We start from the raw sequence: 21,692 nt of genomic DNA on the forward strand, positions 1-21,692 counted from the left end.
AGAGATACGTATGGAAAGTTGGGATGTCATAATCATCGGCGCGGGGTCTGCTGGTTTAGCAGCAGGAATCTACGCTGTACGAAGCGGACTAAAAACACTAATTCTTGACGAAAAATTCGCTGGAGGAACAATCTCTGACGCTCCAACCGTGGTGAACTACCCTGGCTTCGCAGAGGTTAGCGGTGGAGAACTTGCACAGAAAATGGCTGATCACGCTAAAAAACTCGGCGCAACAGTTCGAGATATAGAAGCCGTAACAGCCCTCAACCTGACAGGCGAAACTAAAACAATAACAACCACAAGAACAACCTACCAAGCCAAAGCAGTAATAATCGCCACTGGCTCACACTACAAAGAAATCGGCGTTAAAGGCGAAAAAGAATACCGCGGAAGAGGCGTAAGCTACTGCGGCGTGTGCGATGGGCCCTTCTTTAAGGGCAAAAGAGTGCTCGTTATAGGTGGCGGAAACACGGCGGCAACCACCATTTTGTACCTTGCGGGTATTGCCTCAGAAGTTGTGGTGGTGCACAGGCGAGGTGGTTTTAGGGCTGAAGAATCTCTAGTTAGAGATATTTTAACAAAACCAAATGTTAAGATAATGTGGAATACGGAAGTCCAAGAGATTAAAGGCAACAAGCAAGTAAACGCGGTAGCATTAATTGACAAGATGACTCAAGCAAAAAGTGAGATAAGTGTTGATGCGGTTTTTGTGCAAATCGGTGAAGCACCCAACAGCCAACTTGCTCAAGCCAGCGGTGTTGAAACAGATGAGCATGGATACATTAAAATTGACATTCGGCAACGCACAAACATAGCTGGCGTCTTTGCTGCGGGTGATGTGACTAATCATCCAGTGAAGCAAGTGGGCACAGCGGTGGGTCAAGGCATCACTGCCGCCCTAGAAGCGTACAGTTACATTAGACAACCATATTACAGAAAATAGAGAGAAAGGATTATATGATTCTAAAGCCCTTTTCAAGATTTCAATAAGCTTAGCTAGCATGCTCAAGCTGTCAAGGTAACAGCGGAAACGCGAAAAAGAGGTTTACGAATGAGTGAAAAATGTCTCGCTGTAGTAGAAATCAACCAAGACTTGTGCAGTCGATGTTATGTCTGTAAATCAATCTGCCCTTATGAAGCCATAAAAGCTGACTCAGCTGGAAAAGTGGAAATTAATAATGAAGAATGCCAAGTCTGCGGTATATGCTACAGTGCTTGTCCGTCTTCAGCCATAAAAATGAAGTATTACACCTATGATAATCTTTCCGAATATGTTAAGCAAGCTCGTGGACAAACCAAGAGCGATGTTGACACGCTTGTTTTGATGTGCCGAGGAAACTCGCCTTCAACTGGCGAAGTCCAAGACATCCTCAAAGAGGAAGGTTTGAAGGTTGACAACTATATTGCTCTGCGTGTGCCATGTGCAGGCAGGGTTCCAACTGACTTTGTTTTTGAATCGTTGAATTCAGGCATTAAAAATATTGTTTCTGTGCAGTGTGAAGACCCATTCTGCCGCTACAAAGAAGGCACAAAAATTAACACTCGAAGACTTGTCTTAGCAAGAACCGTGCTCAAGCAGTTAGGCTTTGACGAGGATGCAGTTAGACTCATAAAGTTCTCTCGAAAAGCACTCTACGACGTGCAGGAATGCGTGGGCTGCGGAAAATGCGTCTTTATATGTCCGTATGACGCTTTGGAATTCGAATCGTTTGCCACTCCAAAGGTGAATGAGGATAAATGCGTCGGTTGCGGTGCATGCCAGCTAGTTTGCCCTCACCATGCTATACAAGTGAAAGGATTCGAGTTTGAAAATGTTCTCAAACGTTACGGTGGAGTAGCCGAAAAACTGAAAGCAAAAGGAAATGGTCCAGCAGTTTTGACTTTTGTTTGTCAGTGGTCAGAGTTCTCAGCCTTAGATAACCCAAACAAAGCCTTCGAAGGCAAAAACGTGTTGGCTCTGGAAGTTCCATGCTTCAAATCCCTCGACCCAGTGCATGTGGTGAACGCTCTTAACTGCGGTTTTGACGGTGTGATGGCTGTTGTTTGCTCATCAAAGGACTGCAAGCTTCAAGAAGGCCGTGACACTGCAGAACGCAACTTAGGCGTGATATTTGATGTGCTCAGGAAGGAGGGTTTGCTTGAACGGTTCGCGATTTATGAAGAGTCACCCAGATGCGAAGGAGATTTCGAGCAGAAACTGGATGCTTTCTACAAGAAGATTTCAGCGTTACCTAAATGTGAAATGACAGCGGAGGCGAAAGCATGACCTACAAAATAGTTACTAAAAAAGAACTTGTTCCAAAGATTAAACTCTTCGAGGTTGAAGCTCCAGATGTGGCGGCAAAAGCACAAGCTGGTCAATTTTTAATCGTAATTCACGGCAAGACAGGCGAACGAATGCCCTTAACAATCTGCGGATATGACAAAGTGAAAGGCACGGTTTCTTTTGCATTCCACGAAGTCGGCAAAAGCACAAAAACTTTGGGCTTACTAAACGAAGGCGACTCCATAGACAACGTTACTGGTCCGCTTGGCAATCCTTCAGAGGTTCAAAAATTCGGCAATGTCCTCTGCGTTGGCGGTAGCGTCATGATTGCGCCGCTACTTTTGCAGGTTAAAGCCATGAAGGAAGCAGGTAACAGTGTTACTACTATTCTTGGTGCAAGAACAAAAGAGTTCATTATGATGGAAGAGGAAGCAAAAAAGATGAGCGACAAAGTTTACATTGCGACCGATGACGGCACCAAAGGCTATAAGGGCTTGGATTTTCTCAAAGAATTGCTAAAGAAGGAAAAGTTTGACCGCTGTGTGGTAATGGGTCCAGTTGTCCTCATGAAGGATGTTAGCGAAATCACCAAACCATACAACATTCCGACAATTGTCACCACGACACCCATAATGATTGACGGTATGGGCATGTGCGGCGTTTGCCGTGTAACAGTGGACGGCAAAATGAAGTTCGGCTGTGTTGACGGCCCAGAATTTGAGGGACACAAAGTTGATTTTGACGAGTTAATTATGCGTCAGCGAATGATGCTGCCTGAGGAACGGTTAAGTTCCGTTCTTTGGGAAATGAGAGGAGGTTGCCAATGTGGCAGAAGCAAAGCCTAAACCAAAGTTGAATAAGAAAGCTGTTGAAATGGCAAAGCAGGACCCTAAAGTTAGGGCTAAAAATTTCAGTGAAGTTGCTTTAGGTTATACTGAAGCGGAAGCACAAGAAGAAGCCAGTCGCTGTTTACAGTGTCCAAAGCCCCAATGTGTTACTGGTTGTCCAGTGGAAGTTCCTATTCCAGGCTTCATTAAGCTACTTAAGGAAAAGAAGTACGATGAAGCTATCGCACTGATTAAGTCGAAGAATGCGTTGCCAGCGGTTTGCGGGCGAGTGTGTCCTCAAGAAGTACAATGCCAAGCAAAATGTGTCGTTGGAAAAGTTGGTGAACCAATTAGCATTGGACGGCTTGAGCGTTTCCTTGCAGACTGGGAACGTGACAACGGTTATCAACTTCCGCAGAGGGCTCCGCCAACAGGTAAAAAAGTAGCGATTGTCGGTGCTGGTCCAGCTGGATTGACGGCTGCTGCTGACCTTGTTAAACTTGGTCACGAGGTTACAATGTTTGAGGCACTGCATGTTGGCGGTGGAGTGCTCATGTATGGTATTCCAGAGTTCCGTTTACCTAAAGCCATCGTCCAAAACGAAGTTAATTACATACAAAAGCTTGGCGTTGACTTACGCCTTGGCAACTTAATAGGCAGAATCCACACAATCCCTGAACTCATGAAGGAAGGCGGTTATGACGCTGTTTTCATCGGCAGTGGTGCCGGCTTGCCGCAGTTCACAGGATGCCCGGGAGAAAACTTGGGAGGAATCTATTCAGCTAACGAGTTCCTCATACGCGTTAACCTGATGAAGGCATTCCAGTTCCCAGAGTACGATACGCCAATCCGCATCGGTAAACACGTGGTCGTTATCGGCGGCGGAAACGTTGCCATGGACTGCGCAAGATGCAGTATGCGTTTAGGCTCTGAAGTATGCTTACTCTATAGGCGTTCACGTGACGAATTGCCAGCTAGGCATGAAGAAATTGAAAACGCTGAAGAGGAAGGCTTAGTCTGCAAGTTCTTGGCTGCACCGCTTGAATTCTACGGCGACGAGAAAGGCTGGGTTAAGAGCATGAAATGCATCGCCATGGAACTCACCGAGCCAGATGCGAAAGGCAGAAGAGGAGTCAAACCGATTCCAGGTAGCGAATTCACAATGGACGTTGACACAGTAATCATTGCTATTGGACAAACACCCAACCCAATCATCCAGCGTACAACAGAAGGCTTACAGAGCGACCCACGACACGGGACAATCACAGTTAACGAAGTCGGCAAAACCAGCTTAGACGGCGTTTACGCAGGCGGAGATGTCGCCACGGGCGCGGCAACGGTTATCAGCGCCATGGGTGCAGGCAAACGCGCAGCAAAAGCAATCCACGAATACTTAACAAACAAAAAATAAGCGCAATCTTTCAATCTATCTGAACTATAACTCCCTATTTTAACATATTACATACTTTTTAGAGGGGTGGTTTATTGCTTGCCTTAACCACCCATCCTATAATATAAAAGAACGATAATGCGATTTTTTTAATTTTGTATGTTAAAATTTGGGGTAAGGTGAGGGGGATAAGCCCCTCTCTCTCCGTTCTTCCTTTCTTCCCTTCCTGAAATAGAAAGTGTCTTCTTGATTTAAAAGGGATATTTCGGAAACCGTAATATTCCATTTTCATGTGGCTGGTTGCGGTTTAGGCCAAGACTGTCCCCGCTCCTGTTGAGCGCTCGGCGCGGAAAGATGCAACTGCATAAGCAACCAGTTTCCATCACGCTTTTCCAAGACTCCTGTCAACCGAGCTGGGTATGTAAACTTTTCCACAGCTATTTTTCCGTGGAAAATGATGTCTGTTGCAAACCAAGAAACTGAGCCAGACATGGACACAGCAACGTCTTTGTGTTCGATTGTTACAGAATCGGATTGTTCCCAATCCCTTCTTAAGCACTTAACGAACTGGTTTATGCCTATGCATTTCTCGTCTTCGCCTGAGCCAATGACTACTATATCAGGGTCAGGAGCCCAAAAAGAAAGTACGCCATTTAGGTCTCTCTTTCCGTAAGCCTCAAACATAGCTCTCAACGTTAGAGTAACTTCAGCTTGCGTTTGTCTATCTGATTTCACTTTGTTTCCTCGTCGGCGGAACTTTTGCGGCGTGGCTTTTAAGTGTAACTATTAATTATAGAATGTATTAATCATTAAATTATAACAAATTATGGAATTATACGTTCTTCAGCTTGTTTTTTCCGTAGTCCTTTTGCAAATAATTTTTTTTGCCTAGAAGTAGCACCTGAGACAAGTTCCACCTCAGTATGCAACAGCCTCGAAAGTTCCTTTACGATTTCTTTGTTTACTTTGCCTTTGACTGGTTCCTCGGTGCAATACAGAACGATTTCGTCGCCATCAAGTTTTATTTTAAATTTTGCACTGTTGGGTTTAACAAAAACTGAGATGATTACGCCATCTTTTGTCTCGGTGATGCTCATGCAGTTATGCACTCAGTCTGCTCTTGCGCTTTGCTGTTCTGCAGTGCCCAGCTGAACTTGTTACGTAGAGTTTTTGGGTAGAACTTTTCGATGTCGAACTTAACTTTTTTTGCCCATTTAACATATGCTGTAGGGTCAATGTATGATTTCAGCGAAGTGCCAAGGTTGTATTCTCGCGTTAGCTTAGTTAATTCGATATCTAGTTTTGCTCGCTCAATTCTTGTTTCGAGTGACTCGGTTTTTTTGCCCTCTTTCTTTTTTGCTTCGAGCTGATCTTGGAGTTTTTTGAGGTTTTCTTCTTTCTTGGCTAAGCGCTCATCAAAAGTTGGAGGAATCTTGCGCTTGTGGTTAGCTACTTCTGCCACCTTCAGGTTAGCCATCTTGGCAGCGAAATTTTTCTTGTAGGGCGGGTCATCTTTTGTGATACCGCTTTTTTCTAATTCTTCTTTAACGGTTTTTGTGCACCGCCACGTACGGAAAACTTTGGCTGTTAGCTTGGGCATTTTCTCCGAGAGGAAGCGGCTGACTTTTTTGGAGTCAATGCCTTGGAAGAGGTATTCTTTGCTTTTATCGTTCATGTATTCTTTGATGTTTCGGATGACTTGCGGCGGGGCCTCAACTTCCTTTATCCACCTCACGCTGTCTTTGCCTAGAAAATCGAAGTGTATGATGTTGGGTTCTTTTATTGTGATGTGTTCTGCCCTAAGAGTGATTGCGCCCACTGTGTCGGCTTCATCTGGGTCTTTTTCGTCACCAACTCTCATGTTAGGAACCAGAATAAGCCACGAAACAGTGGCAACTTTGCGTCTCATCTCATCCTTGTCATCGAGGTTTCTGAGGATGTGGGCTTCGATTTGCTTGATTTGTTTGCCGAGTGTTTCTGCTTTTTTGAATTTCTCTTTTTCACGGTTCTGTTTTAGGAAAGCTGTATCGCTAAACCAAACGTACTTGATTTTACCCGTGAGTTTATCCTTCCAACTGGCAACATACATTTTGTTCGGTTCCCAAACAGCCCCAGCCCATCCTGCTTTTTTCGCTTCTTCATCAGTCATTGATGAAGTATTAAGTGTAATGTCGCATTTGCTTGGGCCATCCTTCCATCTTCCACGTTGCGGGTGGTCGCCGCGCCCAGCGAACAGGCAAGACGGCTCAGCAGTCCAGTTGGCTACCTCTAAGCGTTGCCCATCAACTTCTGCGTAACCGAATTTTTCTTTGAACTCTAAACGTTTGACTTTGCGTTCTTCAGCTTGTTTCTTTTTTTCTTCTTTACTTAAAGCCTCTTTTTTCGCTTTGTCTTCAATAATGAAGCTTTTGACTTGGCTGAAGTCAATGTCGTTGATTTCTTCTCCACCGTTGTTTTGGGTTGGGTTATCGATACTTGCCAGATATTTCGGAACGAACGGCGCTAAGTAGTCGGCTGAAGGGTTTTCTTTCTGTAACTGTTCGAGGAATTCTCTCATAAAGTTCTTTGTGAAAACTTTGTCTGGCGGCGGTATAGTGGTTGATAGAGTCCTGCGGATCCATGCGACCGCCATCTGCTCAGTTTTTTCTGAAAGTTTGATGGTGTTACCTTGAATTTTTATGTTAAACCCTTTGTAATCGTAAGGCGGAACGTATATGCCGTTATGTTTTAGGCTTTTCATAACGTGCTTCATAGCTTAAACCTCAATTGCAAGGGCATTCTGTAGACCTTGCCTGACTATTTGCTTATGCATGGTTCTTTTATCTTTCGCTGTCGAACCTGCAACTTTCTATAACCCTATAGTGCGAAGCTTAAAAATGTTGCATCAAAAACGTATTGTTTGTCAGGGAAACAGCTTTTTTTGGCGTTTTGCAGCGCGGTCGCTTTGCAGTTTTTTGTAGACCATTTCAACGTTTTTTCTCTCAACGTATCCTTTGTGTGGTCGAAAACCGCCTGAGAAGCCGCCGGGGATGTGCATTAGTTCATGAATGAGGGTTTTTTCTTGGTCTTCAGGTGACATTTTGTCGTAGATTTCGGAGATGACTTCGATGGTGTATGAGGGGGGAAGGTTTAGGACTCCTTGCCAGATTCTGCCTAAACCGTGGATGCGAGCGATTGTGCGGCGAGCTTTGGAGCCCCTGCTTCGGACGCAGAAGACGAATTGGGGGACGACGTGGTAGAATTCGCATTCTTCCGCAAGCTGGTCGACTTGCTTTTTTATTTCTGGGGCGTCATAATATCTTATCGGTATTTTTTCTCTCTCCGTTTACTTGATGTATTGTTGTTTGGGTTAAAAAGTTAAGTGCTTTTCAAGTTCTCGTTTGTGCTCTTTGACTTAGAGGTCAGCCGATTATTTGCTTTATGAACGGGATTTTCTTTAAGGGATAAACTATCGCCGCTGTTAGCGCAAACGTAATTATGGTGAGTAATGGAATTTCAATTATTGGGTTCATCGTGTTCATGTTTAGTGTGAAGCCCAAGAAGCCAGCCTTAATCGTCTCCATCACAATGATGTGTAACAGGTAAATCGGTAGGGTGTTTTGGCTTATCCAATGCAGCAAGTTGTTAGCTATGGGGTGACCATTTTCGATTTTGCTTTTTGGAATGGCGGTTAAGAGAAGAAAAAGTGATGTTGATGCCATTATAAGGGTGACGTTTAGGGGTTCATGGAAAAAACCGGTGAATTTTTCGCCTGCAGTAGCGGTTATCCACCATGACCCAAATATTGTTGCCGAAACTCCTGTGACAACGCCAAGTATCGCTACCCACGAACGGGCTTTGACCTTGAGTAAGTAAATGCCTAAGAGGAAGTAGCCTATCCAGCCTGTGAAAACAAACATTACGGGGTTAAAACCGAAAGAGGCGAATTGGTTGATGAATGGAACGGCGGTGTTGCCGATGAACCACAGGACTAGCAGGTACTTGAATTTGTCTCGGTTAACATGTTTGACTATCACACGCAGGACGGGTGTGGCGAGGTAGAGTCCGACTAGCAGGTAGAGGAACCAGAGGTGGTAGTATGAGCCGGAGAGTAGCCCTTGCAGTACACTGTTTACTGTAAGTGGTTGCCCGCTGACGAATACGCCCCAGCCGAAGTAGGCTATGGTCCAGAAAATCATGGGTAGCCCCACGCGCATGAAGCGTTTTTTGAAGAAGACTTTGAGTGGTTCGTCGGCCTTTGCAGGGTCAAGGAGCAGTGCGCCGCTTAACATGACAAACAGGGGAACGGCTAGGTTTGCAACAGCTGCGTAGATGTCTATTGTCCACCATGTTTTCATAACTGTGGGTGTGATCTCGCCCGGGATAATGTATGGAAATGCTGTGGCGTGGACAAGAACAACGAGTAGAATGGCGAGGGAGCGGATTAAATCAACTGAGTATGGTGCTGCTGTTGCTCCTGCTGTTTGGGTTCCAATATTCGCCATTTTAGCATCGCGTTTGGTCTGCCCAACAGAAGAATCACTTATAAGGGTAGTGAAGCCAAATGTGAAAAAGTCAGGATGAAAAAGGGATTATTGTTTTGGGGTTTTGCCGTTGTAGTCTGTTTTGAGCACGTTCATGCCGCTTATGACTGCTTCCATGCTTGCTTTTACGATGTCTTCGCGTACGCCCATGGCTGTGACGACTCGGTTGCCTTTGCGCATGCGTACGACGACTTCGACCATGGCGTCTGTTCCGCCTGTGATGGCTTTGACCATGTATTGTTCTAGCGTTATGGGTTCGACTTCTGCGATGGCGTTTCTAACCGCGTTTATGGCTGCGTCGACTGGTCCGACGCCGACTGCTGTGCCCCAGACTGTTCTGTCGTTGACTTTTAGGCGTACTGAGGCTGTTGAGGTGACTTTGTCGCCGCCCACATATGTCATTTCTTCAAGTTGGATGGGTTTTTCTTTGCTGCTGAGCCCCATGACGTTTTCTGCTATGGCGAGGACGTCGGCATCCATAACGCTTTTGCCTTTGTCGCCTAGGTCTTTGATACGTTGGAAGATTTCTTTGAATTGTTCGTCTGTGGGTTTTATGCCCATGTATTGGAGGCTGTCTCGTATGGCGTGTGAACCTGAGTGTTTGCCGGGTGAGAGGCGTCTTGTGCGTCCTACGAGTTCTGGTGTGATGGGTTCGTAGGTTAGGGGGTTTTGGAGTAGTCCTTGGGTGTGTATGCCTGATTCATGTGTGAAGGCGTTTTCGCCGACGATGGCTTTGTTGGGTTGTACATAGATGCCTGTTAGGCGTGAAACCAGTTGCGAGGTGCCGTAGAGGAGTTCGGTTTTTATGTTTAGGTCTAGTTTGTAGAGTGCTTTTAGGGTAACTACGATTTCTTCTAGGGAAGCGTTTCCAGCGCGTTCGCCCAAGCCGTTTATGGTTGCGTGTGCTTCTTGTGCTCCTGCGCCTAGTGCAGCGATTGTGTTGGCGACTGCCATGCCGAAGTCGTTGTGACAGTGAACTCCGACGGGGACTTCAAGTTGGTCTACTATTTTTGAGTAGAATTCAAACGAGCGGTCGGGTGTGAGGATGCCTACGGTGTCGCATGGGACGATGCGGTCTGCGCCTGCCTCTTGGGCGGCTTGGAGGACTTTGGTTAGGTAGTCAAAGTCTGAGCGTGTTGCGTCTTCAGCTAGGTATTCTACGGTCAAGCCGTGTTTTTTGGCGTATGCGACGAGTTCTTTGGTGGTGTTTAGTATGTCGTCTCGTGTCTTGTGGAGTTTGCACTCGATGTGCAAATCAGAGGTTGGGATAATCATGCTGATGCCCGAAGCACCGCTTTTGAGTACGGCATCGATGTCCCCTTTGGTACCTCTTGCGGCACTGTAGACTTGCGCTTTCAAGCCCTGCTTGGCGATTAGTTTGACGGCTTCAAGTTCGCCCTCAGAAACCGCCGCGAAACCAGCCTCAATGAAGTCTACGCCGAGCTCGTCTAGGCGCTGGGCTATTCTGAGTTTGGTTTCAGGTACAAGTGATACTCCGGGTGTTTGTTCACCATCACGCAGGGTGGTGTCTAAAAATTTTATTTTTTTAGGGAAGCGATTGAATAAAGCAATACCCCATTTAAATCACATCTCTCTTGAAGGCGTGTTGCGAAGATATAAGATTTATGGTGCAGCGATTCACTGTTGTGTGCCTTCTCTATCTTGGTGCGTCGTTTCTGTCTTAAGTAATGGGTTTTTGAAAAGTTTAAATGTGTGTTGTCCCACTCTATAGATGTGGGAAATGTGGAAGAGCAGGTTACTCTAAAAATTGACTCAAAAGGCAGAATGTGTATCCCTAGCGAGTTCCGAGAAGAAATCGGAGATGTTGTCATCATGAAGAAAACCGCTGAAGGTTTCCTTATTCTGCCTGGTAAGCAAGAGAATTTCATTGAATCCTTCAACAAAATGATAACTTCTGAGCCTAAACGCAAAGGTAAACCCAAACTTGCAACACCTGAAGAAATGAAGTCGGTTTGGAGAACCGTCAAGTGATAGTTGGCTTAGACACCAATATCCTTTGCTATGCCCTTGACCCAGCGTATCCTGAGCATGCAAAAGTCAAAAACCTGTTAACTAACTTATCGCCAGAAAACATGGTTGCCATAAACCCAACCGTGCTCCATGAAGCCTACCACACGCTCGTTCACTATTTAGAATGGACGCCAGAAGAAGCTGCCAGACGTCTCTTGGCAATGCTAAAACACCCCTACATCAAATTTTACAACCAAACCCAAAAAACCAGTCAAATCGCTCTGCACCTTGCAACAAAACATGGCTTAGACGGCAGAGATGCGCTCATAATAGCCAACTACGTAGCAAACAAAACCCCAACACTATGTACCCATGACAAACCCCTGCTAAAACTACAAAAAATAGCATGGAAAAACACCAACTTAACCCTAAAAGACCCACTAAACCAAAAATAAGGTGTTCAGGTTTTTTTGCTGGTTAGGCTGTTTTTGGCAGTTTCACCACAAGAAACCTGAAAACGCCCTCTCCGGTGTTGCGAAGAAGATGCGGAATCCCCTTCGGACTGTCGATTATTGTGTCCTTTTCCACTTCTTGGGCTTCTTCGCCGACCTCAACAACACCCTTGCCCTCCAAAATGTAGAAGAACACGCCCTCAGGCGTAGTGTGCCGCTTAAGACTCTGACCAGCCCCCAAGGCCATGTGGATAACGTCAGCGTCTTTTGATTCAAAGATTCTTCGCGCGTCAACCCCGTGAGCATTCGGGAAAGACTCAGTATCTTCAACCTTAACGATTCTCATAACAACACACTAGGCGACAATAACAATTTAGAGTTTCCCCCTAACAACTAAGGGACACCTTTTACATTTTCACCCTACACACTTAATTGGCAAAGCGTGCTGTGAGCGACAGTTTGATGGTTGCTGCTTGCGGATTTGGCTACAACCTGCCTGCAGTTTGGGGCTAACGCTGACGCAAAAAAGCAATCCATCGCAAAGTCTGCTGGTAGATGATGAGTAGGGCAGGCACTCTCTTCTTCTACTAATAAAAAAAACAAACCTAACCAAACGACTTAACCTACCCTATAGGGGATAGGGTATACGGCAAAGCAACAAACCATCACACAAACAACCATACAAAAAACAAAACCTAAACGGAAGACTATATCTGCAACATCAAACCATCCATTGTTGAACCAAACATGAGTTCAGACAAGGAAATGCGCAAAATCCCAACCAGCCGCATCAAAATCCTAACCAAAGACGCCAAACAAATGGTCAACGGACCATACTACTGCCCAAAATGCCGAAAAGAACTCCTACAAATCTACGCTGACGTCAAAAACAAACAAGCCTACGCCATATGCAAATGCGGACTAGAATGGCAACTAACCTACGCCCCAGTCTTCCAACCCATTGACTACTACAACAAATTTCGAGACCTCTGGAAAAAACAAAGCTACGGCATAATCAAACAAAAATAAACCAAACACCACCTTAAACCGAAAACAACAAACCCCTATAAACAACCAACCGTTACTAAAAAAAGGGCAAACCCAACTTGACCACCCAACAAAAACTTGAATTCACACGACCACTGCTCATTTTAGGAAACCTCACACTCTTAGGATGGCTTTTTTTAGCATTCCTCAGCGTGTACATATTCAATGAAATCTACGGCTACCTATACCTACTACTATTAACCATCACAATTTACGGAATCCTGCGCAGACTCGGCTGTAACAGTTGCTACATGTGCAAAACCTGCACCAGCGGATTCGGCAGGTTAGCTGGAGTATTCTTCGGCAAAGGTTTCGTGAAAAAGGAAAGCGCTGGCAACAGACGAGGAATGATAGCTTTTGTTTACTTTCTACTCTTTCCGTTACCAACCACGGTTTTAGCATTGACTATCTGGAACGCTTTCTCATTTACTGTTCTGGCAGTCTTTGCGTGCCTTTTGACAGTAGCGTTCTACAGCTTAACAACTTGGTTAAACCACTAATCCGCCTAAAAATTATATAATTTGGGATAAGTTTTTAATGCCTCCTACCATAGTGTATCTATTCATTGCCGAAGATGAACAGATGAGAAGCCCAATCAACCCCAAGCTTGTTAAACTAATAATTATTGTTGCTTTATCATTAATATTGGCTGTTCCCACGGTTTCTTTCACCAAGGTTGCCGCCCAAACAAGCGACCAATATTATGACAAATCTTTCGCTTGGGACTACAATGGAAACCACTGGAAATGGAACCTAAGCATCCCCAAGGCTCTCTACGATGCCTACAAGGAAGTGTCAATACGTTCCCGAACAAGAAATGGCCCGGATGGCTATGGTTTTCTAACGACAACAAACGATTATTACTTAAGAGCCCTCGCGCAGAAACTGAACGAAACCGCAACATCGATGAACTACGGCACATATGACCAAGTCAGCTTCGTTCTTGCATTTGTCCAAAGCTTAACCTACACCTCCGACTCAGTAACCACTAGCTACGACGAATACCCAAGATTCCCCATCGAAACGCTAGTCGATGAAGGCGGAGACTGCGAAGACACATCTATACTCTTTGCAACATTAACACTAATCTTGGGATACGGCACAGTCTACATTAATCCACCAAACCACTACGCCGTCGGAATTCTAGGAAATGGTCTTATAGGCGTCTCATGGACATACCCTAAAGACTCCAACAACACATACTATTATTGCGAAACAACAGGAAGCGGTTTCAAAATCGGCATGCTTCCCGAAGAATTCAGCGGTCTATCCGCTTATGTTTACCCAATAGACGAAAGAGAACAATATGTTCCTCCAATAGTAGTGATACCTAAAGCAACACCAACCCCGGGAGCAGCAATCTCAAAAACACCACTTCCCACAACTTCGTCATCCTCTAATGTTGGAGACCCAACTATTCAGCCAGTAATGCCCTTATCGCTTGACTTAATCAACAAAAACCCCGTTCTGTTTGCAATAATTATTGCTGCGATAGCGGGTTCAATCTTGATGGCTGTCATTTCGGTTAGAAAACCTAAGAACCGAACGGTTTTGCTCACTGAGGAACCCAAAGAAGCTGCTTCCCAGAAATCCCTTGATGGTGGTTCGGAAACAGAGAAGTTCTGTATTTATTGTGGTCAAAACAACAAAGACTACGCCGTTTATTGCGAACGTTGCGGTAAACAAATTGCTTAATCGGCCGCTCATTTGGCAGATTTTTCTAGTTCATTGAAGGTTTCTTCTGCAATTACGTAGAGCTTGTTTTTGGCGTAACCAACAATCGCTATTTCAAGCAAGACTATGACTGAAAGGAAAACCGCTAAGCCCCACGCTAAATTAATTAACGATTGAGTTGCCTGCAAATTTACATCGCCCTCAACGGTGACAATCCAGCTCCAAAAACTAGGAGCCCGTTCAGCCATAAAAGCGGTTAAATCATTAGCCATCCAAACGCACAAGCTTGCCAGTGCGACCGCTAAGATGCAGCCGATTATGGTGATGTTTTTCCAGTCAGAAGCTAAGTTGGAAGAAGCAGACAGTTTTGTTTGAGAACCCTGAGCTTCCAAATTAATTATTACCTTTTTCTTCGCGGTTCTTGGCGCTATACCCCAAAGTGACCCCTGCGAAAACTTGATTTGTTTTGTTGGTTCTTCTGAGAGTATTTTGTAGCCTTTCGCTGTAAAGTTGTCTTTTAGTTTTGTGTAAGCTTCATCAATATTTAGACTGACAGTTCGCTCAAGCGTAGGCATAGCTTAAAGATAGCGTTTGTTGTTATTGTGGTTTTTCGTTAGGTTTGAAAAGTTTCTTTTGGTATTGTGATTTAGGCTTAAAACCCCTAATTGGCTGGCGTACCATGGCTCGCTGTCGTTCAAGGTTTTTTATGCGTGCATAGAGCTTGGAGACTTTGGTTTTGGACGGCACTTTTGATTTTGGTTTATGAATTGGTACAGGCGTGAATGGTTGAGTGATTTCTAGCTTCGTCCGCTTGGATTTCTTGAATGGAGCATCACGCACTTTCTTGAATGTAACGTGCCCTTCTTTGAGGTTGACTTCCTGCACTTCCCAGCCTGCATTTAGCCAAGCCTTCGTGTGGATGCTTGATGAGTTGTTGCTCCACCATGCAGGGTCTCGGTAAGCGTTCATTGGGAGGTTGCTGCCGATTAAGCCGTCGATGCGTGCAAATGAAAGCTTCACTAGGTTTGTGAATGACGCTCGGAATTTTAGGTGGCTTTCAAGTCCAGCGTACTTGGATGCGGTTCGTGGTGAAACTATTCGTCTGGCGCAGTGCAGGCAAAGCATTTTGGTTGGGTCGCCTGTGGCAACATCTGGGGTCATACAGTCTCGGCAGAACAGTTTTTTGCAACGTTCGCACTTGCGCATGTATGTAGTTTGTATTACTCTGCCGCATATGCCGCATTCATCTTTCAATGTTACTGCACCTGTGACCTGTAGGAAGCCGTTACCATTACCTTTGCTTTTTTAGGGATATTAATTTTGACCTGTTTAAAGCTGCTTTTCTTTCTGAAATTGTGATTATGGCGTTTTTATGGGTGTTTTCTTTTCTAGTAGTTGTTGTGTAGCCCCTCCCTCTTTCAACAATTAGCGGGATGTCTAAAGCGTTGTTTGTTGGTTTCTGTTTGTGGTTTGGGTTGCTGGTTGGTTGTGGATGTTGCACAAGCAGTAGGGTGAGTTTTGTGTTGCTTGCTTTTTTCTGTTTTTTCACCAACTGCGATATGGTAATATTGCCTACGTGGTGGTTTGGTTCCAGTAGTAAACTGTCTTGTACTCTACTTTAGAGACTGGGTAAGCTGAATCCTCATAGACTATGTCTAGGCTGGTGCCATATTTTGCCAGCAGTTCACTCATGATTGTTGCGATTTGCTGTGTTTTATCGTCTGTTGACCAGAACCCCCAGATGGTGTCGTTGGGGTTGCGCATGCCCCACCCGTAATTGTGAGGCAAAACCAGCGCTACCTCAGGGCTACTTTTATCCACAAACTGTTTGTTGTTGATGTCGTTCCAGAACCGTTCAAGCGCAAGGTAATGTTGCTTAGTCATAGCTGCTGCGGTGTTGCCCTTATCATCTTTGGCGTAATTAAAAATCGTTATGTACTTGGCGCCTGCTTGATAGGCGCTGAGCATTTGGCTGTAAATTTTCTCTGGAGTATCAAGGAAAGGCACCTCATCGTACTTCCATGTAATCATGGCGCCCCACTCCTTATCCTGAAGCCGCGCTGCACCTTTCACTTGAGCTATCTGCTGAGCAACACTCGCATTCCACCCTAACTCAGCAAATAAAACATCGTATCCCCCTAAATAATCCCACCAATAGAGCCCATAATCAGAAGTGAAAGTGGTAATTCCTACAGCATTTAAGGTTGAAAGCCCCGGGTCACCATCACTTAACACTTCATTAATGAAAAATTCCGCTTCTAAATCATAGTTTTCAGGCTCAGTGCCATTATAGACGAAATCAAGCATTTTGAGATATATCTCATAGAGCGCTTGGAGTGCGGGATGGTCATGGCCGCTTAGGTTTTCTCCATAAGCTCTATACCAGTCTGCCCAGTACCCATCCAACTGGATTCCACCTGGTTCATCGTTGTAATACATACCAAGGAACTTGTCGCCCCAGCGTTGTGTCCAGTTCTGCTTGATGCTGTCCAGTGGTTCCAGCCAAAACCAAGTAGACTCGTTTTTTTCTATAACATCATAGATGCCTAAGTTAACTATGATGCTTAATCCGTTTGCTACGGCGTAATCGCAGGCTTCATACACTGCAGACTGGTTCCTGCTCAACACGCTTCTGCCCGAATCTAAAATAAACAGGTTAGTGTACGCTTTTGTTCTGTCGATAAGCGCTTTCGCTTCAGCGGTGGTGTTTCCGCAAAAAGCAACCCCGACAAAAACGCCTGGGTCCGCTTTCACTCGGCTCCAGCCTAAATAGTACATGTGAAAGCCCAAGATTGAAACTGCCAGAACTGTAATCAGCAAGGCTCCAACAACATACTTACCAATTCTTTTGAACCCGCTCACACCTCGCTTTACATTAAAAATTCACGTGTACCCGCTTAAATCTTACGATAAAACCGCCAAAACACGCTCCGCCCGTAGAACAGCAGTATTGTTCCAGTTTTGGAACATAATGTTCCTTCTGTAGAACTAAAAGCCCCTGCCCCATGGTACTGGTGGCGAGAGAAATGAACAAATCAGTACCCACTATCATAATCATGGTAATTATAGCCGCCTCCAGCATACTCATGACTGAACCAGCAGAGGCAAGTGGCAACGTGATTGTTGTTCCAGACGATTTCCCAACTATAAATCAGGCAATCCAGAACGCTACAGAAGGCGACACCATCCTCGTCAGACAGGGCATGTACAACGAAACCCTAGTAATCGACAAAGCCATAACACTGAAAGGAGAAGATACAAACAAAACAATTATAAACGGAAACATGTCTGGAACTGTAATCCAAATCCTATACGACAACGTCGCAATAACAGGTTTCACCGTCACCTATTCAACAACGCCCAACACGCCAAGAAGATACTACCAGCATAACATTCCCCAAGAATGGCTTCCTATGACGCATAATGGCTGGGCGCTCTCAAGTGGCTACCCGCTGGATGGCGGCTACTTTGTCAGGAAGACCCAGTTTAGGCTATCAGGAATCCACATCCAAAACGCCAAAAACTGTCACATCTCTGGCAACAAAATATCTGACTGCGGTGTAGGCATGTGGCTTTGGAGAGCTTCTCAGAATAATATTACTGGAAATATCTTGGTTCAGAACGATTACGGTATGCAGGTTGAGTCCTCAAGAAACAACAGCATTAGTGGCAACACCTTTTTGAATAATGGCGGTGGCGTATGGCTTCCACAACTCAACTGGATGAGCGGCTGGGGCACTGACAGAAAAACCGTCAACAATACATTCACCGAAAACAACTTTATCGGCAACCAGAAAGCAATAGAGCCGCAGAGCCTAACAAACACCACAAACTACTGGGACAACGGCACAGTAGGAAACTATTGGGAACTATACAACGGCACCGACAGCAACCAAGACGGAATCAGCGAAAAACCCTACCAAATTATCGGCGAATATTTTACAGGCGGATACCACCAACACGGCATCTGGAAAGAGCAAGTCTACGGTGTAGATAACTATCCGCTTATGGAGCCCTTTAACACAACCAACATGTTTGTTGTTTACACACCGCCCCCATCCTCACCACCAACGGAACAAAAGCCCCTAAACTTATCCGAGCACACCAAAACAACTCTCGCTATAGTTGCCACTGGCATAACCATAGCCGCTGTAGCAGGAATAGCAGTTCACTTTTACTTCAAAAAGCGCCAGCATTAAGGCTAAAGGCTATTTGTGTGTAAGTATTTTTAAGCAATTACAACATTATCAAACTCTAAGGGGAGAAAAACTGATGGAACGCGCCAAAGTCGTAAAAGAAGAGCTCCTTGAACAGGACACACTTTTTTTGGCAGTTTATGTGGAGGCAAAAAACTCCATCATGATAATGCTCAGTGAAAAAGAGGACAAGCTAGGAACAATGGCAATTGCTGTTCCCAAATTCAAAGATGTTGGTCAAGTTACTTCTTCAGTGCTTTTAGGAGACCGAAACGTTATCTCTGCGCGCATGTTTGCTGAGCACGTTGCTTCCAAGAAGGGCAAAATCGCCATGGTCTCCGTTTACCTGGAAAAGGTCGGAGAGATGCAGGCGCAATCATTCTTCATGCACCTCATAGACAAACTCATCAAAACAGATAGCCCCAAAGAATCCACTGCAATCTAAGCCAGCGCAGTAGCAGTGAAACCATGATTCAAAAGCTTACAAACGCTGACTTTCAAACAATCCTAACCGTGGTAAACGATGCCGCCATCGCTTACAAGGGAAAAATCCCAGCCGACAGGTGGAAAGAACCCTACATGCCAGCGCAAGAATTAGAAGAGGAAATCGAAAGGGGTGTCCAATTCTACGGCTGGACAGAAAAAGGCACAACTATCGCTGTTATGGGCATCCAGCTGGTAAACGATGTCACCTTAATACGGCATGCCTACACGCTTACGAGCCACCAGCGCAGAGGGTTCGGGGAAAAACTCCTAAACTACCTGCTAAGCTTAGCGCAAACCCGCAAGATTTTGGTGGGCACTTGGGCATCAGCGCCATGGGCAATTAGCTTCTACGAAAAACATGGCTTCAGACTGGTTTCAACAGAAGAAAAGAATAACTTGCTCCATAAGTACTGGAACATTCCAGAACGCCAAGTAGAAACATCAGTTGTACTTGAACTAAAAGGCTAAAGCAATGAAACAAACCCTCGTGCTCAAAGTTAATGCAGAGAATCCAGAGCCAGCAAAAATACAAACCGCAGCCCAAATCATACAAAACGGTGGATTAGTAGCGTTCCCCACAGAGACCGTTTACGGCTTAGGCGCAGACGCACTAAACCCCAAGGCGATTCTGGCTCTTTTTGAAGCTAAAAAACGACCATTGGATAATCCGCCAATAGTTCATGTGGCAAGCATAAGCGAGGTTTACCCGCTGGTTACAGGTGTCCCTGCTAAAGCTGAACTGCTAATGAAACAGTTTTGGCCTGGCCCCTTAACTCTCATTTTTAAACGCTCAAAATTGGTTCCGAGCGTGACAACCGCAGGCTTAGACACGGTAGCCATCCGCATGCCAAAACACAAAGTAGCCCTCGAACTTATCAAACAAAGCCGCCGCCCCATCGCGGCGCCAAGCGCAAACCTCGCAGGCAAACCCAGCCCAACCACCGCCAGCCACGTCTACGAAGACCTCAACGGAAGAATCGACGCTATCATAGACGGAGGCGATACAAACATTGGTGTGGAATCCACGGTTTTGGATTTGAGTGTTGAACCCTCGATGCTTCTGCGTCCTGGGGGAACGCCGTTTGAAGCCTTAAAGAGCGTGCTTGGCGACGTGAAACTTCACCCGTTTGTGCAAGCTGAACAGGAGCTACCCCTGCAGCAGATTCGTTCGCCTGGAATGAAGCATAAGCATTATGCGCCGAGGACTGAAGTGATTCTTGTCGAGGGTAGCGTTCAGGCAGTAATTGGCAAAGTTAAGGAACTTGCAGAAGCCTACAAGCGTAAAGGCGCAAAGGTTGGCATACTTGCTACTGATGAAACCCAAAGCGCTTACAAAGCGAGCATAATTCGGTCTCTTGGCAGCCGCTTTAATTTGGCATCTGTTGCCCAAAGCCTGTTTCGTTTACTGCGGGAAGTTGACGCTGAAAACGTTGATGTTATAATAGCTGAGGGTGTGCCTTCTGAGGGGCTTGGTTTAGCCGTGATGAATAGGCTCCGCAAAGCCTCAGGCTACCACATAATCAAAGTAGACTAACTAGTTCTATCTGCGAATTTGTGACAAAAGCTTATCTAAACCAATCGTGGCAACACAGAGCACGCTGTCTGCTCCACCATAATACACAAAGAGTTTGTCATCTATAATGATGTTGCCAGTGCTAAAAACTACGTTGGGCACTTTGCCGAACCGTTCATAATCCTCTTTTGGCGACAAAAGATACTCTTTTGAGCGAAACAGAACATGCTCAGGGTGCTCAGCATCAAGAAGAGCGAATCCTAAAAAGTACATTCGGTCAACACTAACTCCATGATATATGATTAACCATCCCTCGGTAATTTTCATGGGTGGTCCAGCGATGCCGATTTTCCAGTTGTCCCAACTGTTAGCTCTTGGCCCCATAACCGCCATAATATCGCACCATCGCGTCAAATCATCAGAGTAAGCAATGCACATGTCCGGTTCAATGCGGTGAAGCATAGCGTATCTGCTGCCTATCTTTTGGGGAAAAACAACCGAGTTCTTGTTCCGTATTCCTGGAAAGGGAAGCCTGCGAGAGCCCCATTTCCATGTTCTGTTAAGAAAATCATCTTTCGAAATCGATGTTAGCGCTGCTTGGTAAACTTGTAAGTGGCTGTATTCTCTAAGTGCCGTGTAAGTTAGTATAAGCTGGTCGTCGATGTGAACTATTCTTGGGTCTTCGCACCCGTCCTTTTCAGGCTCTGTGGCTGGCTCAAAAACAGGGTCAGGTAAACGCTCCTCTATATGAAAACCGTCAGTCGATGTTGCGTAGCCTATCCTTGAAACGTGGTCGTTACCGATGGCTCGGTAAAGAATATGGATTTTTCCGTCGAGATAAACCGCTGCGGCATTGAATACCTCGCGTGACTCCCAAGCATGCCCTTCTATCGCGGTTAAAATCGGGTTGCCTGAAAAGCGTTCCATGAAAAGTCAGCCTTTTACGTTGTGCCTGGCACTGGCGTTTTGATACCCATGATTTCGTCGAAGAATGCACGCAAAGAGAACATCCCAATCAATTTTCCCGTGGCATCCGTTACTGGTAGGTGCCGTATGTTATGCGAGAGCATGAGGTTTTTGGCTTCATCGAAGGATGCATCAAGAGTTACTGAAACGACATGCTTGCTCATGACACTACTTAACGGCTGATCCAACGCAAATTTGTGCGCTACAATTCGTATGGCATCTCGCTCGGTGAATATTCCTCTGCATTTTTCTTCATCATCAATAACGATTACTGAGCCGATATGTCTATCATAGAGGAGTTGTATGGCATCTTGGATGCTTAGGTCTTCTTTGGCTGTTATAACTTTTTTACACATTATATCTCGGACTTTTAGCATGGGT

25 protein-coding genes are annotated in these 21,692 nt (G+C 45.3%); 13 read left to right on the forward strand and 12 right to left on the reverse strand.

Going from position 1 to position 21,692, the window contains the following annotated elements:
* Positions 1–10: 10 nt before the first annotated feature.
* From trxB to gltA, 4 genes are all read left to right on the forward strand, one after another.
* A complete protein-coding gene (gene trxB / locus NWE95_11290) occupies positions 11–943 on the forward strand; it encodes a thioredoxin-disulfide reductase (GenBank protein ID MCW4004482.1) in 933 nt (310 codons plus the stop codon).
* Positions 944–1,051: 108 nt separating this feature from the next.
* Positions 1,052–2,266 (forward strand): hydrogenase iron-sulfur subunit, encoded by a 1,215-nt coding sequence (locus NWE95_11295; protein ID MCW4004483.1) that lies wholly within the window; start codon positions 1,052–1,054, stop codon positions 2,264–2,266.
* Positions 2,263–3,111, forward strand: coding sequence for a sulfide/dihydroorotate dehydrogenase-like FAD/NAD-binding protein (locus NWE95_11300; protein MCW4004484.1), 849 nt, complete (start codon positions 2,263–2,265; stop codon positions 3,109–3,111). The genes NWE95_11295 and NWE95_11300 overlap by 4 nt, the downstream gene beginning before the upstream one ends.
* 28 nt (positions 3,112–3,139) lie before the next feature.
* The gene (gene gltA, locus NWE95_11305; protein ID MCW4004485.1) at positions 3,140–4,504 is read left to right on the forward strand and encodes an NADPH-dependent glutamate synthase; all 1,365 of its coding nucleotides are present in this window, start codon (positions 3,140–3,142) and stop codon (positions 4,502–4,504) included.
* Between the two features lie 267 nt (positions 4,505–4,771).
* Here gltA and NWE95_11310 read toward each other — a convergent pair whose 3' ends face one another.
* The 6 genes from NWE95_11310 to NWE95_11335 all read right to left on the reverse strand — a co-directional run bounded on the left by NWE95_11310 (position 4,772) and on the right by NWE95_11335 (position 10,578).
* Positions 4,772–5,218, reverse strand: coding sequence for a nuclear transport factor 2 family protein (locus tag NWE95_11310; GenBank protein MCW4004486.1), 447 nt, complete (start codon positions 5,216–5,218; stop codon positions 4,772–4,774).
* A gap of 89 nt (positions 5,219–5,307) precedes the next feature.
* On the reverse strand, positions 5,308–5,580 hold the full coding sequence (locus NWE95_11315; GenBank protein ID MCW4004487.1) for a DUF167 family protein: 273 nt from the start codon (positions 5,578–5,580) through the stop codon (positions 5,308–5,310).
* On the reverse strand, positions 5,577–7,235 hold the full coding sequence (locus NWE95_11320; GenBank protein MCW4004488.1) for a DNA topoisomerase I: 1,659 nt from the start codon (positions 7,233–7,235) through the stop codon (positions 5,577–5,579). The genes NWE95_11315 and NWE95_11320 overlap by 4 nt, the downstream gene beginning before the upstream one ends.
* 150 nt (positions 7,236–7,385) lie before the next feature.
* Positions 7,386–7,787 (reverse strand): putative metallopeptidase, encoded by a 402-nt coding sequence (locus NWE95_11325; GenBank protein MCW4004489.1) that lies wholly within the window; start codon positions 7,785–7,787, stop codon positions 7,386–7,388.
* 97 nt (positions 7,788–7,884) lie between these two features.
* Entirely contained in the window at positions 7,885–8,967 is a 1,083-nt protein-coding gene (locus NWE95_11330; protein MCW4004490.1) for an acyltransferase family protein, read from the reverse strand.
* A gap of 87 nt (positions 8,968–9,054) precedes the next feature.
* Positions 9,055–10,578 carry a 2-isopropylmalate synthase gene (locus NWE95_11335; GenBank protein ID MCW4004491.1) on the reverse strand — a complete coding sequence of 508 codons (1,524 nt, stop codon included), beginning with the start codon at positions 10,576–10,578 and terminating at the stop codon, positions 9,055–9,057.
* A 171-nt stretch (positions 10,579–10,749) separates the two neighbouring features.
* On the opposite strand from NWE95_11335, the gene NWE95_11340 reads away from it, so the two are divergent.
* Entirely contained in the window at positions 10,750–10,998 is a 249-nt protein-coding gene (locus NWE95_11340) for an MraZ N-terminal domain containing protein (GenBank protein ID MCW4004492.1), read from the forward strand.
* Entirely contained in the window at positions 10,995–11,432 is a 438-nt protein-coding gene (locus NWE95_11345; protein MCW4004493.1) for a PIN domain-containing protein, read from the forward strand. The genes NWE95_11340 and NWE95_11345 overlap by 4 nt, the downstream gene beginning before the upstream one ends.
* Before the next feature lie 22 nt (positions 11,433–11,454).
* Here NWE95_11345 and NWE95_11350 read toward each other — a convergent pair whose 3' ends face one another.
* Positions 11,455–11,775: a cupin domain-containing protein gene (locus NWE95_11350; protein MCW4004494.1), complete on the reverse strand. Its 321-nt coding sequence runs from the start codon at positions 11,773–11,775 to the stop codon at positions 11,455–11,457.
* A gap of 401 nt (positions 11,776–12,176) precedes the next feature.
* Here NWE95_11350 and NWE95_11355 point away from each other — a divergent pair, with 401 nt between their 5' ends.
* The 3 genes from NWE95_11355 to NWE95_11365 all read left to right on the forward strand — a co-directional run bounded on the left by NWE95_11355 (position 12,177) and on the right by NWE95_11365 (position 14,171).
* Positions 12,177–12,458, forward strand: coding sequence for a hypothetical protein (locus NWE95_11355; GenBank protein MCW4004495.1), 282 nt, complete (start codon positions 12,177–12,179; stop codon positions 12,456–12,458).
* A gap of 77 nt (positions 12,459–12,535) precedes the next feature.
* On the forward strand, positions 12,536–12,976 hold the full coding sequence (locus NWE95_11360; protein ID MCW4004496.1) for a hypothetical protein: 441 nt from the start codon (positions 12,536–12,538) through the stop codon (positions 12,974–12,976).
* Positions 12,977–13,013: 37 nt separating this feature from the next.
* On the forward strand, positions 13,014–14,171 hold the full coding sequence (locus NWE95_11365; GenBank protein MCW4004497.1) for a hypothetical protein: 1,158 nt from the start codon (positions 13,014–13,016) through the stop codon (positions 14,169–14,171).
* Between the two features lie 8 nt (positions 14,172–14,179).
* On the opposite strand, the gene NWE95_11370 is transcribed toward NWE95_11365, so the two are convergent.
* The 3 genes from NWE95_11370 to NWE95_11380 form a co-directional block, all read right to left on the reverse strand.
* Positions 14,180–14,725, reverse strand: coding sequence for a hypothetical protein (locus NWE95_11370; protein MCW4004498.1), 546 nt, complete (start codon positions 14,723–14,725; stop codon positions 14,180–14,182).
* Between the two features lie 22 nt (positions 14,726–14,747).
* A complete protein-coding gene (locus NWE95_11375; protein MCW4004499.1) occupies positions 14,748–15,404 on the reverse strand; it encodes a PHD finger domain-containing protein in 657 nt (218 codons plus the stop codon).
* A gap of 318 nt (positions 15,405–15,722) precedes the next feature.
* Positions 15,723–17,012, reverse strand: a complete 1,290-nt coding sequence (locus NWE95_11380; protein ID MCW4004500.1) for a hypothetical protein — start codon at positions 17,010–17,012, stop codon at positions 15,723–15,725.
* Positions 17,013–17,176: 164 nt separating this feature from the next.
* On the opposite strand from NWE95_11380, the gene NWE95_11385 reads away from it, so the two are divergent.
* From NWE95_11385 to NWE95_11400, 4 genes are all read left to right on the forward strand, one after another.
* A complete protein-coding gene (locus NWE95_11385; protein ID MCW4004501.1) occupies positions 17,177–18,349 on the forward strand; it encodes a right-handed parallel beta-helix repeat-containing protein in 1,173 nt (390 codons plus the stop codon).
* Between the two features lie 73 nt (positions 18,350–18,422).
* Positions 18,423–18,791 (forward strand): proteasome assembly chaperone 4 family protein, encoded by a 369-nt coding sequence (locus NWE95_11390; GenBank protein MCW4004502.1) that lies wholly within the window; start codon positions 18,423–18,425, stop codon positions 18,789–18,791.
* Positions 18,792–18,814: 23 nt separating this feature from the next.
* The gene (locus NWE95_11395) at positions 18,815–19,300 is read left to right on the forward strand and encodes a GNAT family N-acetyltransferase (protein MCW4004503.1); all 486 of its coding nucleotides are present in this window, start codon (positions 18,815–18,817) and stop codon (positions 19,298–19,300) included.
* 4 nt (positions 19,301–19,304) lie between these two features.
* Positions 19,305–20,366: an L-threonylcarbamoyladenylate synthase gene (locus NWE95_11400; GenBank protein MCW4004504.1), complete on the forward strand. Its 1,062-nt coding sequence runs from the start codon at positions 19,305–19,307 to the stop codon at positions 20,364–20,366.
* A 6-nt stretch (positions 20,367–20,372) separates the two neighbouring features.
* Here the strand turns inward: NWE95_11400 and NWE95_11405 are convergent, their stop codons facing one another.
* A complete protein-coding gene (locus tag NWE95_11405) occupies positions 20,373–21,272 on the reverse strand; it encodes a glycosidase (GenBank protein MCW4004505.1) in 900 nt (299 codons plus the stop codon).
* A 14-nt stretch (positions 21,273–21,286) separates the two neighbouring features.
* On the reverse strand, positions 21,287–21,688 hold the full coding sequence (locus NWE95_11410) for a CBS domain-containing protein (GenBank protein MCW4004506.1): 402 nt from the start codon (positions 21,686–21,688) through the stop codon (positions 21,287–21,289).
* Between the last annotated feature and the right edge of the window lie 4 nt (positions 21,689–21,692).

The sequence above is a fragment of the Candidatus Bathyarchaeota archaeon genome (assembly GCA_026014725.1).
GTDB lineage: Archaea > Thermoproteota > Bathyarchaeia > Bathyarchaeales > Bathycorpusculaceae > Bathycorpusculum.